Below are 17211 nucleotides of genomic sequence, written 5' to 3'. Positions count from 1 at the left end.
TTTTGTAAAAAGCGTATAGGCCTACTTGTTATAATAATCTACTGCCGGTTTCTTCAGATTGGGCGCCTGGCTTAGTTCTGCTGCAGGTATCGGAATCAGGAAGTTGCCATCGTTGGCAATAATTTTCCGGAAGGATGCCCAGGATGTTTTCACACATTTCCATGATGTAGGATCAGGCATTTTATCCGGCGCGGTGGCAAACAAGCCCCTGTCCTGCGAGTTTAAGATGGCGTATGCTTTTGCTTTATTGTAATAGTGAAGAGCTACCAGGTCGTACCAGGCCATTCCTTCCATGGCAAACTCGACGATGCGTTCGTTAAAGATCACATCTGCGGTAAGTGGTTTTTCAAAACGGGGTAAGCCTGCGCGGGTATGCACGGCGTTAAAATACTCCAGTGCAGTGGCGTCTGTAGTACTGGCGCTGTTACCCAGTACCGCTTCCGCGTAAATCAGGTACATTTCAGACAACCGCATCATGTAGGTATCGTTACCATAGTTTTGTTGCGCCGACTGTCCACCTACATCGGCGGCCCTGCCGGTTACATATTTCTTGATGCAGAGGAAATTGTTATCACCGGTGTTATAAGGGTAAATTAATTTAGGTGTGGTACCATCTGCGAGCTTCTCTGTAATTTCCGGGTAGTATGCGCCCGGCATAAAAAAGGTGGCTTTCAGTCTTTGGTCCAGCGTTCTGCCGCTGATGAGCGTATCGCCGGAGTTCACGAAGCCTTCATACTTGCTGATCATCCACCAGGTGGCGCTTTTATCGCCGCCCCAGCCATCGCCGTTGCACATTTTGCTATCGTAGTTCAGATCGGACGGAGAAGCATTGGAGGCGCCCCAGTCGCCCGGTGCGTATACCCATTGCAGTGAGAACATGGATTCTGTGTTGTTGTCATAAGGAAAGAGGAAGAGGTCGTAGTAACTCCTCAGCAATGAATATTTACTTTTTGTGATGACCTGTTGAGAGAAGTATTTGGCGCTGTCGAGGTCCGATTGATTACGGGCGCCGGAACCGTTTGCTCCTAACCCGGACCTGGCCAGGTAAAAGCGGGCGAGCATACCTTGTGCGGTCCATTTTGTGATCCGGCCTTCGCGGGCTGGTACTTCCGGCAGGTCTTCCGCCACAGCACGCATTTCGCTGATCACAAATTTCCATACACTTTCTGCGGTATTTTTCCGGAGAGAAGTATCGGAAATCAACTTCAGGTTATCTTCGATAATGGGCACTTCTCCCCAGTTCATTACCAGGTATCGGTAAGCCAGCGCCCTCATAAACCGCGCTTCCGCAATAGCCATTTTTTTAGCGTTGGCAGAAACTTCCGGACCCGCATATTTATTGATATTGGAAATAGTGAGATTGGACTGGCCGATCACAATAAAGAACGACCGCCAGGACGCGCCATTGGCCGTAGTATTGGCGGTGGTGTTAAACTCCACATTGTCTTTATCATTCCATGCCGAATAAGCAGTACCCGCCCTGAAATCACCGATGCTGATAGCCGAACGGCCATTGTAATCAGACCATACTTTACTGTATAGCAAAGCGGTAGCTGCCATCAGCTGATCATCCGTTTTATAAAATCCCGCATCCACGATAGCATCTTTGGGTGGACGGCGTAAAAATTCTTTTGAACAGGCTGCCAGTAAAAACACAGATAACAGCAGCGCCCCGTGATATATATTGAATGTACCTTTTTTCATAACCAGCAATTTTAGAAATTAACGCCTAGGGCAAAAGTGTAGATGCGTGTGAGCGGATAACGTCCGAAATCAAGTCCTATAGCCTGATTCCCGGAGCTGGACTCCCTTCCCACGTAACCACCTACTTCAGGATCGTATCCGGTATAACCGGTGAGAGTAGCCAGGTTTTGCGCGCCAAAAGTTAACCTGGCGCCCCTGATTATTTTTTGCTTTGCCAGCAGGGAAGCGGGCAAGCTATAAGAGAGGGAAACATTTTTCAGCCGAAGGAAAGAACCATCTTCCACGAACCTGTCGGTGATACGGCCGTAGTTGCCGTTCGGACCACTGGATATTCTCGGGACATTTGTTCCCGGATTCGATAAGGACACATTGCCGTCTTTATCCGTTACCGGTTTGGCATAGTCCATTGCTTCTATCATCATGTTGCGGCTAAGATTGATCTGGTTGGGATTGGAGTTCACCCTTGCCAGGTAATTATATACATCATTGCCGTAAGTGCCGGTGATTAAAATACTCAGGTCAAATCCTTTATAAGAAAAGGTGTTTGTAAAGCCGCCAAATACTTTCGGATAGGGGTTGCCGATATAGGTTTGATCATTTACATCAATGATGCCATCGGGCTTTCCTTGCGGACCGCTTACATCTTTGAACTTCACATCTCCTACCCAGATATTGTCCACATTGGTGGGAAGACGCTGCCCGGTGTTATCTACCGGCACGGCGCTTTTATTGATTTCGTCTACCGACTGGAAAATACCTTCCTGGATATAGCCCAGGAACAACCAGGGCGCCTGGCCCACAACAGATTGCTGCGTCCAGTTATCCAGCCACCAGGAAGTGCGGTTCAGCACACCTGCATCTGTATTGAACTTTTTGATCGTTGTTTTGAACCCCGACAGATTGAGACTGGATTCCCATTTAAAATCTTTTGTGCGGATGTTGGTGGTGTTGATCGTTACGGCCCATCCTTTATTCTCCAGGGAGCCGATGTTAACGGTCGGCGCTCCTACTGCACCGATCCCGTTGGTACCCATATACCAGGGCAGTGGAATATCCATCAGGAGGTTGTCGGTATTTTTCACATAATAGTCCGCCTCGATGCTGATCCTGTTATTCAGGAAGCCCATATTAATACCAATATTATTGGTTTGGGTAGACTCCCACTGCAACCCCGGGTTCGCATACCGGGATGTTAAAAACCCTGTACCGGTTGGTGTGGCGGCGGCCTGCATAGGCGCATAGATACCGGCGCTCCAGCCCGAGTTACCGGTGATACCGGTTTCAAATCTCAGTTTAAGGTCGCTGATAAAAGGTACCTGGAAGAAGTGTTCCCTGGAAACGCGCCATGCTGCTGAAACAGCGGAGAAGGTGCCCCAGATATTTTCATCTCCGAAGTTTGCTGATCCGTCTCTCCTGGCAGAAGCTGACAGGATATACCGGTCATCGTAATTATAATTTATTCTTCCAAGATAAGATTCCATTGCCCAGTCGCCCTGGCCACCGGAGTTGGTGGCATCGGCCGCCTCACCTGCGTTCAGATCCAGGATGTCATTGGTAAGAAACCCTTTCCTGCCACCGGTTAAATTTTTCCAGTTGGATTCCTGCGCCTCATGGCTCACCATCAGGTTAATATTATGTTTTCCAAGTTGTTTGGAGTATTCAATCAGCTGATTCCAGTTCCAGTAGGTACTTACATTGCTTCCGTTGGTAAGACTAGCCCGGTCGTTTACCGCCCAGCCAATAGAATAGGTAGGCAGGTAATTTTCTGTGTTGGCGAAGCCAAAATTGGTATTGAAAGTAGTTCTGATATAGAGATCCTTTATAGGGTTTATGCTGGCGCCGATGCCGCCGATCAACTGCCGCCTTACTGCCCTGTTGATATTCAGATTGGCAATGGCAATAGGATTCACCGGGGTAAAGATATTGGCGCCATTGGTAAGATCGCCGCCTCCCCAGGAACCGTCCATATTTTTCACGGGGATCTGCGGAGTGAGCATCAAAGCGTTAGAAATAATATTTTCCTGGCTGGTGGTGAGATTTTCCTTTGTTTGGTTGAAGCTGAGATTGGCGTTCAGTGCGATCCAGTTGCGGGGTTTATTGTCGAGGTTTAACCGGAACCCATACCTGTTAAAGCCCGAACCCAGTGCAATACCTTCCTGCTTCATGTATTCGCCGGAAAGGTAGTAGGTAGTTTTATCGGTGCCTCCGCTCAGGCTCAGCTGGTGTTTACTCATGGGAGCATTTTTGAAAAGTTCCTTTTGCCAGTCGGTACCTTTACCCAGCAGGGAAGGGTCTTTAAATTCCCCCTGGGTGTTGCCGCCTGCCAGTGCGTGGTATTCATTTACCATTTGTGCGTATTGGCGCAGGTCCATCACTTCTACATGTGGTGGCGGCGTTTGTATATTATATTGGAACATGTAGTCCATTTTAGTATCGCCGGCTTTACCTCTTTTGGTGGTTACGATCAGCACCCCGTTGGTGGCCCTGGAGCCATACAGCGCGGTAGCGGAAGGTCCCTGCAATACTTCAATATTTTCGATGTCGGCGGGGTTAAGGCCGGCCAGTGGATTGGACGAACTGGTTGACCCAAAGGAGATGGACGCGCCGGGCATCTGAACACCATCAATTACATACAACGGCTCGTTGGTACCATTAATAGAGTTCACGCCACGGATGTTCACGGAGATACCGCCACCGGGCTGACCGGAATTCTGAGTTATATACACGCCTGCGGAGCGTCCCTGTATGGCTTGTTCCAGCGTGGTATTTACTGTGCGGTCCATTTCTTTGGAGGTAATCGTAGTTTGTGCGCTGGTGAGGTTGGCCCGTTTGGCCTTGCCATAAGCCACTACCACCAGTTCGTCGAGCTTACTGGTAGCGGAAGTAAGTGATATACGGATAACATCTTCCTCTCCTACACGGATTTCCCTGGTTTGATAACTGAGATAGGTAACGACCAATACATCTCCTTTGGCGGCTGCAATAGTGAATTCTCCGTTTAAATTACTAAGCGCCATTGTTTTGGTGCCTTTTACCAGCACGGTTGCACCGGGTAGTGGCTGCGATTCACCTGTAATCACTCCCTTTACAGTACGGGATTGACTGTAAGCACGCAGGGAGCAGTTGATCATTAACAATGAATAGCAGAGGAAAAAACAGCATATGGGTTTTAACCTTGTTAGAGTTTTTTTCATTGAAGAATGATTTGGAGGTGAGGTAATAAGTGTTTCATAACGTTTGTTTTAAACATACTGACGGTATCTGGTTGATATAAAAAGTGGAATTCTTAAGATGGAAATTGTTCTTGTACAGGTCCTTTTTATGGCATCATACGGTGCATCATAAAAGTGGTATAGGCCAATTTTACAAATCATAACGTCTGGAATTCATGATGAAGCTATCGTTCTTTCGTAAGAATCCATATCAGCTTTGATAACGATTATAACACAAATGTTAACCAGTGCTAACAAGCTTTAAATCAACCATTTATGTAAAAAGTATTTAAAAAAATGGTAGTCTGCAGGGTCAGAAAAATACTACTATTGATAAATAAGTATTAACAATAGTAGTATCAGGGAATAAATTTTCCGGCGATATTTGTTATTCTTTTCGATGGCTTAACCATATTTTGAACCAACAATTAAGTTTCTTATGAAATACACTACCCTGGGAAATACCGGATTGATTGTTTCCAGATTATCCTTTGGCGCCATGACCTTTGGCAGCGATCCATCTATGCCTACTATATATAAGGTATCAGATGAGGAAGCGCGTAAAATGATTGACACATCGCTGGCTGCCGGCATAAACTTCTTTGATACTGCCGACGGGTATGCCGGTGGCCAGTCGGAAGTAATGCTTGGCAAATTGCTGGCCAGCCGCCGGCATGAAGTGGTGATTGCCACCAAAGTAGGATTCCGGAATGGTGCGCCTATTACGCAGTCGGGGCTTTCCCGCAGGCATATCCTGTACTCCTGCGATCAGAGCCTGAAGCGACTGGGTACCGACTATATTGACTTGTACATTGTTCACCGGGAAGACCCGGTAACGCCACTGGAAGAAACCCTGGCTACGCTGGATGGGTTGGTAAAAAGCGGGAAGGTGCGGTACATCGGGTTCTCCAACTGGTCGGTATGGAAATCGGCGCTTGCCTGGCAGATGCAGCGCGACAATAATTGGGCTACCTTTTGCAATGGCCAGATGAACTACACCCTTGTTGGCCGTGATGTGGAATACGATGTGGTACCGTTTATGCAACAGGCAGGAATAGGCATGACGGTTTGGGGACCACTGGCTGGCGGATTCCTGAGTGGCAAATACACCCGGGAAAATCTGAAAGAAGAAGGGAACCGCCTTTCCGGCTTTGATATCATTCCGTTCGACAAAGAAAAAGGGTTTGTCCTGGTAGACCGGATGAAAGAAATTGCGGCGGCACATAACGCCACGGTGGCACAAATATCATTGGCCTGGCTGCTCACCAAACCGGTAGTGTCCAGCGTACTGATTGGCGCATCCAAAGTACAGCAGCTGGAAGACAACCTGAAAGCAGCGTCCATTGAGCTCTCTGTTGCGGAAGTGGAATTACTGGACAGTCTCACGGCTCCTGGGCCGTTATATCCGCACTGGTTTAACCATAACCTGGCAGATCCTCAGCATGTGGCAGCGGGGTTGATTAAATGATTAAGACGAAGACTTTGAGACTCGTTTAAGGCGCTGAGGCTGGCCATTACTTTTGGTCAGCCTCTTCATTTCTTAACCGTTCGTTCCATATCTCTTCCATTACTTTTCCTATTTTCTTAAACTCTTCTTCTGAGAATTCATCTGTTTTGGCATTATTGCACCAGTAACAGCAAAGCACCAGGTTCCCTTCTTCATAAGGTTGGAATGGATTGATCCTGTCCACCTCCAGTGTTTTTCCTCTTGTGATGAAACGTTTGGTCTCTATTTTCTTGTGGCTTCTCAGTAGATCAATTTCAGCTTCCGTAATGTTACAGTAGTGGCATTTCCTCTGTATATTATTATAAATCTCACTGAACTTTTCTATGGAGAGAAAACAGTTATTTTCAAAATGTTGTCGCAGGGATTGAAGTTCCGGCGGGTGATTGTTATACCAGTTTATGTATAGTTTGTCCAGTTCCCCGATGGTAAGAGATTGGCCTTCCGGTACTTTCTCAACAGATGTTAGCTGGTAACAGGAAGCATATAGATCATATAATCCAGGTTCTATTATAAGTTGCTTAATATCGTTTACTTCCGGATTCGCTATTGCATGTTGGAAAAAATAGAACAACCGGATTTCTATATAATTATTAAAAGCGCGCTTGCGGATACTGTTATATCTCTTGAGGATAGTGTCCTGGGATGTCATAGTCCAATAGATATGAGTTCTTATTTACTTTCAGCCACCGTTTTGTATTTCTTCTCCAAAATATTAACTACCGCATTTTTCAAATCATCATACTTAAAGTTATCATTAAACCCGATGCCATAGTTTAAATGCGTTCCTCCCTGAGAACCACAAAGGATATACTTCGGTCCTCCCATCTCTACAGAAATAGGTGAATACTCCGTTTGTATAGTGAAGTCTACATTTCCAATGGAATCCAGCACATAAAAAATCTGCTTATTGAAAATCCCTTGTTTAGGCCCTTCTTCATATCGCTCAAAAGCCTGGATGGATTTGCCTTTCCACTTAAACTGATCAAAGCAGAACATATCTTCCATATTTTCTTTCAGCAGTCCTTGTTTGTGGGCATCATATAAACTGGCCCTATAAAACTTTGCCTTTTCATAGGTTTTATTATGATAATACACCTGGATCAGTTTTGCATAAGCATGAAAGTCGGATGAATCGGATTTTATCACTGCAAGAAAAGCCGTTTCCGCTTTATCATAGTTGCCGCTTAAAGATTCGATCTGGCCGATGTTAAACCACGACTTCGTATATCCCTCGCTTCCATGGGGAAGCTTCGATGTATTATTATAAAGTGCTTCCAGCGCTTTCGACTCCTGGTGCAGATTAAAGTATACCTGGGGAACCATTAAAAACGGACGTTCGCCGGGAGCTTTCTTTTCCGTTGCCGTTTTATAATTTTCAAGGGCCGATTCATACAGGTGGAGGTTGTAGTATGCATCTCCCAATCCGCTGTAATACTCTGCAGTATCTGGTTTCAATGCAATAGCCGCCTTGAAGCATTTAATCGACTGATCAAACTGCTGCATGTAATTCAGTGTAGATCCTTTTATAAAATATGCCCGGTGATCATTCGCATTTCTATCAATAGAAAGATCCATAAATTTCAGGCAGCTGTCATCTTGCTGCTTCATAAAATACGCATATCCTACGTAGTATAATGCTGCTGCTGACAGGTGCTCCTGTGCCGGGGCATACTGCGCGACAATTGCATCAAATTGCTTGTCGGTGGTTAATTTTTGTAATGAGGGAAGAGTAGTATCCTGGGCGAAGGAAGATACTACCAGGAGACTAAACATTATTGTTAAGAGTATCTTGTTCATAGATAGCGCTAAATTTGAGCGGATACTAATATAGGCAAAAGGGTTAAAACAATACTTCCTGCGGAATTCTTTGCGTCAATAAAGTGCACTCTCAAAAAAAAATTATAAAAAGAAAAAGTTTTATTTATTTTTACGGCAGGAGCACATCAATTACAACAAAACTATGCCCGATGGAAGGTGGCCATGCCGGCCCTTCTATACCTTTAGAATTTATTGCGTGAGCACTGAAGTTATAGTAACCCGTTTCGGTAGTAAAACCAAAGTCTAACCTAAATTACAGCAGTACTATGGCGATTTTATCCTGAGTTAAAAGTCAAAATATTTTATCTAAACAGCTAAATGCTAAGACGGATGTCTTAGAAATGATAACTTATTGTACAAGTCTAAATCTAAACAACGCCTTTAGGGGCGGCCTATTTGCTTATATGAGAACTAAAATCCAAAATCTGAATAAGGGCTACTGAGGCGGCGCTTTAGTAGTACATATTCGCTTACGAGATAAAATTCAAGCTGAATTTTTTAAGAGATGTTTTAAAGGCCGGCGCCTTTAGCGTTATTCTTGCGCGCAGTAAATCCAGTTTGAAACAAACCTGCATATCTCCTGATATGTGCGGCTGGCAGGGCTATGGGTATACTACAGCTGTAATCCTTTCTATGTCTGAGTTTTCTTTCTATATCTAAATCTAAATTTTCATGAGAAAAAGTTTACTTGTTTTTTTCCTGTTGAGCATGCTGCAAACTGTTGCAGTATTTGCACAGGAAAAAAGAATTACCGGTAAAGTTACCAACACCGCCGATGGAAGCGGTATTCCCGGCACTTCGGTAGTAATCCAGGGTACATCCGTGGGAACCCAAACCGATGCAAATGGTAATTACAGTATTAATGTACCTGCCGGCAAAGTGTTATCGTTCCGCTCCATAGGCTTTGCGATAAAAAATGTTACGGTAGGCGCCTCAGATATTATCAACGTGACACTCGCCGTGCAACGTGATGATCTGAACGAGGTGATTGTAGTCGCTTATGGTAATGCAAAGAAAGAATCGCTGACAGGTTCTGTAGCTGCAATTAAGGCGAAAGACATCGAAAAACGCCCGGTTTCCAATGCGCTGAGTGTGTTGGAAGGTAGTGCAGGTATTCAGGTTAATAACACTACAGGAACACCGGGTGCACTGCCCAGTATCCGCATCCGCGGGTTTAGTTCCGTAAACGGTGATAACACTCCGTTGTATGTTATCGATGGCGTGCCTTTTTCCGGCAATGTAACGGATATCAATCCGGCAGACATAGAATCTGTTTCTGTATTGAAAGACGCTGCAGCCGGCGCCTTATATGGCAACAAGGCATCTAACGGTGTTATTATTATGACCACAAAAAGGGCTTCCAAAGCCAGCGATGGCAATGTAAACCTGGTTATGAACCAAGGCGTATACACCCGTGGTATCAAAGAATACAAGGTACTGAGCGCTAACGAGTTTATGGAAACCATGTGGAAGGGTTACAGAAACAACCTGATGTCTACCAACCCTACCGGCTATCCGACGAAAGAAGCGGCCGGTGCAAAGGCCACCAGCAGCTTGATTTCTGACTATTTATACCTGAACATCTACAACAAACCAGACGACCAGCTATTTGATGCCAACGGCAAACTGGTTGGTGATGCCAGGATAAAATCCGGCTACGCCAATGACCTGAACTGGTTCGATGGTGTGGAAAGAACCGGCTTCCGCCAGGAATACTCACTCAATGGTAGTGCAAGCAATAAAAAAAGTAATCTCTACTATTCCGCCGGATATCTTGATGAAGACGGATATGTGATAAATACCGGTTATAAAAGATTCACCGGCAGGATTAACGCTGATATACAGGCGAAAGATTGGTTTAAATACGGATTTAATCTCGCTGGTTCTCATCAGAATACCAGTAATATTTCCGCTACTTCAACAAGTGCGTCTTCCTATGCCAACCCTTTCATGTATGCCAGGGGCATAGCACCTATCTATCCTGTGCACCTACACGACAAAGCTACCGGTGAACTGGTGCTGGATGATGCCGGTAAGGAACAATATGATGATGGTTCTACCAGCCGCAATCAATTTATTGGCCGTCATACTACCTGGGAAAATGAACTGAATAAAGACCTGGTATATAGAAATACAGTAAATGGCCAGGTGTTCCTGGACTTTAAATTACCTAAAGACTTTACGTTCACCGTGAAGGGCGACCTCAACGTCCGCAACAGTGATACCCAGACTTACGATAACGCCATCATTGGTGATGGCGCAGGTAACCAGGGTCGCGCCTCCCGAACCAACTACCGCTATAAAAATTACACTGCCCAGCAAATGCTGAACTGGGGTAAATCTTATGGCTTTCATACAGTAGATGCGTTGGTAGGTCATGAAAACTATTACGACAACTATAACTATCTGTATGGATATAAAACGACTGAAACGTTTGCGAATGCAACCGAATTAGTAAACTTTACCAACATCACTGATCTCACCGACTACCAGGTAAACTACAGATCCGAAGGATACTTCGCACGCGCACGCTATAACTACGATGAAAAGTATTTCCTGGATGGTTCATTCAGAAGAGATGGTTCTTCCAAGTTCTATAAAGATAACCGCTGGGGTAATTTCTGGTCATTAGGTGGTAGCTGGCTCTTGTCTAAAGAAAAGTTCTTTACCGGCCTTTCCCGATATGCGGATTATGCAAAGCTCCGTGCTTCTTACGGTCAGGTAGGTAACGACGTAAGCGCCGCCACCTACGCATACATGGCATTGTATACCATTGATCAGAATAACAATCTTGCTGCGTTATATAAAACGCAAAACGAAGCACTTGATCTGCAATGGGAAACCTCTTCTTCCATTTCTGCTGCTTTGGAAACACGTTTGTTCAACAGGGCCAACTTCACTGTTGAGTATTTTGATAAACGTTCACAAAACTTGTTATTTGATGTAAGCTTACCATTATCTGCCGGTGGTACTTCTAATACGGTAGCCGAGTCTGTTATTACAAAAAACCTGGGTACGGTTTCCAATAAAGGGTTTGAGCTGTCGTTAGATGTTGATGTAATCAGGAAGAGAGATTTTAAATGGAATGTTGGCGTAAATGCCACTTTCCTGAAAAATAAAATTGTTTCCTTACCGGAGCAAAACCGGGCCAATGGGATTATCAACGGAAATTATAAATACATGGAAGGACATGGCATTTATGACTTCTGGACATACCAGTACGCCGGCGTGGATCAAATGACCGGCAGCGCTTTGTACCTGGCGGATAATGAAAACTTCGATCCGAAAGATGTAAATGGCGCACACTACAAATATCTTGTGAATATCAACGGCGTTGACTATACCACCTACACCACTTACGCAAAACGTGATTGGTCAGGCAGTGCCATCCCGGATGTTTTTGGTAGCTTCTCCACCGGCCTTACCTACAAAGATCTCACCTTGTCGGGCATCTTCACTTATTCCCTGGGAGGTAAAGTTTATGATGATTCCTACCTGGATCTGATGACTATGTCGGGTACTGTAGGCCAGATGCATAAAGATGTACTAAAATCATGGGATGGAGTTCCTTCCGGCATCACAGAAACTTCTTCCAACCGTATTGACCCTAAAGGCGTTCCTGTAATGGATTTCTCCAAAAGTAATTATAGCAACGCTATGTCAACCCGGTTTCTCCAGAATGGCTCTTACTTCGTAGTGAAGAATATTGCTTTGGCTTACCAGGTACCTTCTTCTTTACTACAGAAAATAGACATCAGATCTGCCAGATTTACTTTGAGTGTTGAAAACCTGGTGACGCTTACAAAACTGCAAGGCATGAATCCGCAGCAGTCGTTTAACGGAAGAAGCCTAAACGCTTTTGTAACGCCACGTGTAATATCTCTTGGTGTTAATATTGGTTTATAATTAAAAAGAAGAAAGATGAATAAGATATATAATATAGGTTTGTTGTTTTTTGTACTGCTTGCAGGCTCTTGTAAAAAGGATTACCTGGATACCGAACCTACCAGCTCAACCGGTACTTCTACTGCATTTGAATCAACGGAAAATGCAAAATTAGCCGTTAACGGCCTGGCCAAATTGATGACGGTGCAGTACCTGTCTTCCCAGGGATTCAACGGGGAAGGAACGATTAAAATGTACTATGGCAACTATCCTGGCAACAATTTTTATGTAAACCTGCCGGGCTGGGCCACGCTTATCAATGGTACTATCAACGAAAATGTAAGTAGCATTTATGACTACTATCCGTGGTACTACTATTACAAAGTAATTGGCAATGCCAACGCCATCATTTTTTACATTGATGCCGCAAAGGGATCAGAAGCTGATAAAAATTTCATCAAAGCACAGGCGTTAACCTACAGGGCCTACTGCTATACTATGCTGGCACAGTTATATGGTAACAGATGGAGCGATTCCAATAACGGCGCAACTCCGGGCCTTGTACTGAGAACGGACCTCTCCAATGGCGACCTCGAAAGGTCTTCGCTGGGAGCTACCTATAGCCTTATCTACAGTGACCTGGATAAAGCGATCGAATTGTTCACGGCCGCTGGTAAATCCAGGTCGAAGAATTTTGAAATGGATATCAATGTGGCGTATGCAGTTTATGCCCGTGCAGCACTCACACGCCAGGACTATCCGAAAGCAGAGGCTTTTGCTGCTAAAGCCCGCACCGGATATCCTTTGATGTCTGTAGCTGACTACAAAGCAGGCTTCTCTACTCCAAACAGCGAATGGTTATGGAGCAGCTATGGCGCGTCAGATGAAACTTTATACTATTACTCTTACCAGTCATACATCGCATACAATTCCAGCGCTTCTGCAGTCAGAACTTATCCTAAGTGTATCAGCAAAGAATTGTATAATAAAATCCCCGCTACGGATATCCGCAAAAACCTGTTCCTTGATCCCAAAACAGATCCTTATACCACTGCCACAGGCGCCGCCGGCGCAGCATTGAAAGCCCGTGCTTTCCAGCTGTTCCCGGATATCTACAGCACGTCAAACGTATACGCCTATATGCAGTTTAAAGTGAAAGCGAATGACCAGCCCGGCGTTGGCAATGTGAATCACTTCCGCTCTTCCGAAATGTATCTGATTGAAGCAGAAGCTAAATATTACCAGAATAAGCCGGCAGCCGAAGTTCAGCAGGTACTGGTTGACTTAACCAAAAACTCGGGACGTGACGCAAGCTACACCTGCACCAAAACAGGTACAGATCTGCTAAATGAAATCAAAACATACCGCGCTATTGAGCTGTGGGGAGAAGGTTTCGATTGGTTTGATATGAAACGTTGGGGAGATCCTATTGTAAGACGCGATTACGCCAACGGTGGTAACTTTATAACTTCTTTGGCTATTACCATCACTCCTGAAAGTAATAACAAATGGACCTGGAAAGTTCCGTTGAAAGAATCAGATTATAATGGTGCTTTAGAATAGTATTCAATCAATCAAAAAATGGGCTGCAGGTAATTTACCCGCAGCCCATTTTTAATTTTATAATGGAGAAATTAGTCGGTTTCCTCACACATCTTCAGGTAACGCCGGTGATTGGCCGGTTCAATATCAACCTTGCTGAATATTTCCTTTGCCACTTCAAATGCAGTCAGGGAAGATGACATTTTTTCTCCCTTAAAATAATAATCCTTCTTATCCCTGGCAAAGGCTTTATATACCGGGTGTACTTTAAAAGAGGCATAGTCTGCTACTATTGGGTCGAGGCTGTATGTATAGTGGTAAACCTTTTTCCCATCAGTTATATACTTAGATCCTGCGTACACTTTCATACTTCCGGGCTTCACTTTATGGATCGGGAAGATCTGATAATAGAGTGTATCGCCATTCAGGAGATATCCGCCGCCGATTAACGTAATATTTTTTTCCACCAGATCAGTAGGAATAACATTCGTTCTGTCGTACATATCCTTCATCATCACGTATATTTTCTTCCCATCTCTCAACAGGTAACTCCCGCTGATGGAATCCAATACAGTTATTACGCCAAATGTTTTCCGGTCCATTACGGTCACATCATCCACATAGTCGCCAACGGGTCCGAAGTTGGGCATAAAGTAAATGTTCTTTTCATCGGCGCCTATCACTGATTTGAGTTTAGGGAAAAGATTAAATTCGGGATATAGGCTATTGCGGCCCAGGCAGAAAAAAGATGCGGCATCAGCTTCCTTTACGATGCTTGTATAGAAATAAACCTGGAACTTATCTTTTGAAAAAGCCCCGCCCAGGTACTTAAAGGAAGCAATATCCCTGGGTTTCAGCGTTTGACTGCGGTTACCCCGGAGACCGAAGGCGCTTGTGCTGTGAAAGGTCACTTCTGTATCTCCCACATCTACTGTAAGATTGGATTGTGCAAAGAGGCAGGCGGGTATACAACAAAGCAGAAAAGTAAGGTAACGGAACATAGATTGATGTTTACGGGGGTTAATTTTATGCAGTAAATATAGTGGTTTCTTCCGTTTTCCATAGACAAGAAAGGGGGCATGCTTTACAGCATAGCCCCTTCCCGTGGTATACCCTCTATCAGAGATCAAACCGGATCCCTTGTGCCAGCGGCAGATGGGTGCCGTAATTAATGGTGTTGGTTTGTCTTCTCATATAAACTTTCCATGCGTCGCTGCCGCTTTCCCTGCCACCGCCGGTTTCTTTTTCTCCGCCGAAGGCGCCTCCTATTTCTGCGCCGGAAGTACCGATGTTCACATTTGCAATCCCGCAATCGCTGCCGGAGGCAGACAGGAAGTATTCCGCCTCCCGGAGGTTCATGGTCATAATAGCGGAAGATAACCCCTGGGGCACCTCATTCTGTATAGCTACTGCCTCTTCTGTGGTTTTGTATTTCATGAGATATAGAATAGGAGCAAAAGTTTCGGTTTGTACGATGGGGTAACCAGGCAGTACTTCGGCAATACAGGGCTTCACGTAACAACCGCTTTCATAACCCGGTCCCTCCATTACGCCGCCTTCCACAACAAAACGGCCTCCCTGCTCTTTACAGGCTGCAATAGCCTCCAGGTAAGTATTTGCAGCATCCTTATCGATTAAAGGTCCCACATGATTTAACTCATCCAGGGGATTGCCAATCCTGAGCTGGCCGTAGGCATGTACCAATAGTTCCGTGAAACGGGTGTATATCTCTTCATGGATGATCAGCCGCCGGGTGGTGGTGCAGCGCTGCCCGGCAGTACCCACGGCGCCAAATACGCTGCCGGTAAGTGCCATATCCAGGTCAGCATCTTTAGAAATCATGATGGCATTATTCCCGCCAAGCTCCAGCAGGCAACGTCCAAACCTGGCCGCTACGGCAACACCTACATTTCTTCCCATGAGCGTTGACCCCGTGGCTGATACAAGCGGTATTCTTACATCCGTGGACAGCAGCCTGCCGGTTTCTTTTCCACCATTGATTAAACAACTTACTCCTTCCGGCACATTATTACGCTTTAGTATTGCTGCAATAATTTTCTGACAGGCAATGGCAGATACCGGTGTTTTCTCGCTGGGCTTCCACACACATACATTCCCGCATACCATTGCCAGCATTGCATTCCAGCTCCATACCGCCACCGGGAAATTAAAAGCAGATATAATACCCGTAACCCCAAGCGGATGCCATTGCTCATACATCCGGTGCATCGGACGTTCGCTATGCATGGTAAGGCCATATAACTGGCGGCTCAGTCCTGTCGCAAAATCGCATATGTCAATCATCTCCTGTACTTCTCCCAAACCTTCCTGCAAACTTTTCCCCATTTCAAAACTTACCAGGCTGCCCAGTGCCTGTTTCTTTTGGCGAAGCGCCTCCCCTATCTGCCGTACTATTTCGCCGCGTTGCGGCGCAGGTACGGTACGCCAATACGCAAAAGCTTTTACCGCAGTATTGATCACCGAGTCGTAATCAGTTTCATCAGCCGTCGTAACAGTAGCAATCAGTTGCCCGTTTACGGGAGAATACGACGCGAGATCTCCGCCCCTGCCGTTCAGCCAGTTCATACCGGTGCTAACGCCGGAATTGCGCGGCATTATACCTAACTCCTTTAGAAATTCCATTATTTTTTATTGGTTTGAGATGAATACGTGCTTTCGAATATTTTGTTGGCATTGGCTGCTTCAAAGCCCTCCCGGCGATGTTCCCTTTTTATGGCTGTAACATCCAGATGCCGGAAAGCAGGCAACACGCGGCGCTCCGCGAATTCCACATACGAACCGGAGATCGCGTGCTTCCCGCCATCTGCAAATGCCGCTGTTATCATACCCGCTACAGTGGAGCTTTGCAGCAAAAGGCCATCCGGACTTTTCTTGAACTTGCCGCCAGCATCATTAAGCACGAAGCCATGTTTTTCAAGAAACCGGTTGAACGCTGTAATGTCATTATAGCCAGGCTTCAGGTTGTGTACACTAATGGTAAAATGATTGAGATAATAACGGTTGTAAATAGTCCATGAAGCATATTCACTTTCTTTCGCTAATGTTGAAAAATCGCTGTAAGCAGGTAGTCGCCAAAGACCGCTGTGGAGAAAATCGTCTACCGCAGCGGCATCGTTCAGATCCAGTTGCAATACAGGATCCGCCGTAACTTCATCTGTATAATGGTGTATAATATGTTGAGCTTCGGGAGAAAGGTCTTTTACCCGGAGCTCACTGATGAAGATGCGGGGCAAAGAAGGCGCTGGCGGGGCATACCAGTAAGCGTCGAGTTTCTTTTCAGCGAAATAGTAATAATCCCTTTTGACATATCCATGGTGCAGGAATATTTTCTCCAGTGATTGGATGCCCAGGTGGGGCACGCCAATTGTCCGGAATGCGATGTGATCATTTTCAATTTCGTTTGCATGTTGTATCAGTCCTTCTTCCATCATGGCTGATATTACTTTTTCCACATCCGGCACCCGTTCTTTATAACGGCGCATCAGGCCGTCCAGTATCAATTGCAGGTTACTCATACCTGTT

General features: G+C 45.4%; 10 protein-coding genes. 3 read left to right on the top strand and 7 right to left on the bottom strand.

Features of this window, described 5'->3' with window-relative positions:
- Positions 1-21: 21 nt before the first annotated feature.
- The gene (locus QFZ48_RS14525) at positions 22-1704 is read right to left on the bottom strand and encodes a RagB/SusD family nutrient uptake outer membrane protein (RefSeq protein ID WP_429062776.1); all 1683 of its coding nucleotides are present in this window, start codon (positions 1702-1704) and stop codon (positions 22-24) included.
- An 11-nt stretch (positions 1705-1715) separates the two neighbouring features.
- Positions 1716-4898 (bottom strand): SusC/RagA family TonB-linked outer membrane protein, encoded by a 3183-nt coding sequence (locus QFZ48_RS14520; RefSeq protein ID WP_429062774.1) that lies wholly within the window; start codon positions 4896-4898, stop codon positions 1716-1718.
- 457 nt (positions 4899-5355) lie between these two features.
- On the opposite strand from QFZ48_RS14520, the gene QFZ48_RS14515 reads away from it, so the two are divergent.
- Positions 5356-6384 (top strand): aldo/keto reductase, encoded by a 1029-nt coding sequence (locus QFZ48_RS14515; RefSeq protein ID WP_429051514.1) that lies wholly within the window; start codon positions 5356-5358, stop codon positions 6382-6384.
- Positions 6385-6430: 46 nt separating this feature from the next.
- Here QFZ48_RS14515 and QFZ48_RS14510 read toward each other — a convergent pair whose 3' ends face one another.
- Both QFZ48_RS14510 and QFZ48_RS14505 read right to left on the bottom strand, forming a co-directional pair.
- Positions 6431-7072, bottom strand: coding sequence for a hypothetical protein (locus QFZ48_RS14510; protein WP_429062773.1), 642 nt, complete (start codon positions 7070-7072; stop codon positions 6431-6433).
- 20 nt (positions 7073-7092) lie between these two features.
- Positions 7093-8220, bottom strand: a complete 1128-nt coding sequence (locus QFZ48_RS14505; protein WP_429062771.1) for a tetratricopeptide repeat protein — start codon at positions 8218-8220, stop codon at positions 7093-7095.
- Positions 8221-8913: 693 nt separating this feature from the next.
- Between QFZ48_RS14505 and QFZ48_RS14500 the strand changes: the two genes are divergently transcribed.
- Positions 8914-12147: a SusC/RagA family TonB-linked outer membrane protein gene (locus tag QFZ48_RS14500; RefSeq protein ID WP_429062769.1), complete on the top strand. Its 3234-nt coding sequence runs from the start codon at positions 8914-8916 to the stop codon at positions 12145-12147.
- Between the two features lie 15 nt (positions 12148-12162).
- Positions 12163-13689 (top strand): RagB/SusD family nutrient uptake outer membrane protein, encoded by a 1527-nt coding sequence (locus QFZ48_RS14495; RefSeq protein WP_429062768.1) that lies wholly within the window; start codon positions 12163-12165, stop codon positions 13687-13689.
- A 71-nt stretch (positions 13690-13760) separates the two neighbouring features.
- Here QFZ48_RS14495 and QFZ48_RS14490 read toward each other — a convergent pair whose 3' ends face one another.
- From QFZ48_RS14490 to QFZ48_RS14480, 3 genes are all read right to left on the bottom strand, one after another.
- Positions 13761-14669, bottom strand: coding sequence for a DKNYY domain-containing protein (locus QFZ48_RS14490; protein WP_429062766.1), 909 nt, complete (start codon positions 14667-14669; stop codon positions 13761-13763).
- Positions 14670-14787: 118 nt separating this feature from the next.
- Positions 14788-16311 carry an L-piperidine-6-carboxylate dehydrogenase gene (amaB, locus tag QFZ48_RS14485; protein ID WP_429062764.1) on the bottom strand — a complete coding sequence of 508 codons (1524 nt, stop codon included), beginning with the start codon at positions 16309-16311 and terminating at the stop codon, positions 14788-14790.
- A complete protein-coding gene (locus tag QFZ48_RS14480; RefSeq protein WP_429062763.1) occupies positions 16311-17204 on the bottom strand; it encodes a DUF1338 domain-containing protein in 894 nt (297 codons plus the stop codon). Before QFZ48_RS14480 ends, amaB begins: the two co-directional genes overlap by 1 nt.
- Positions 17205-17211: the final 7 nt, after the last annotated feature.

The organism is Chitinophaga sp. W2I13, from assembly GCF_050434005.1.
Classification (GTDB): domain Bacteria; phylum Bacteroidota; class Bacteroidia; order Chitinophagales; family Chitinophagaceae; genus Chitinophaga.
The sequence above is the reverse complement of the archived record's forward strand: the minus strand, read 5'-3'. Positions and strand labels throughout refer to the sequence as shown.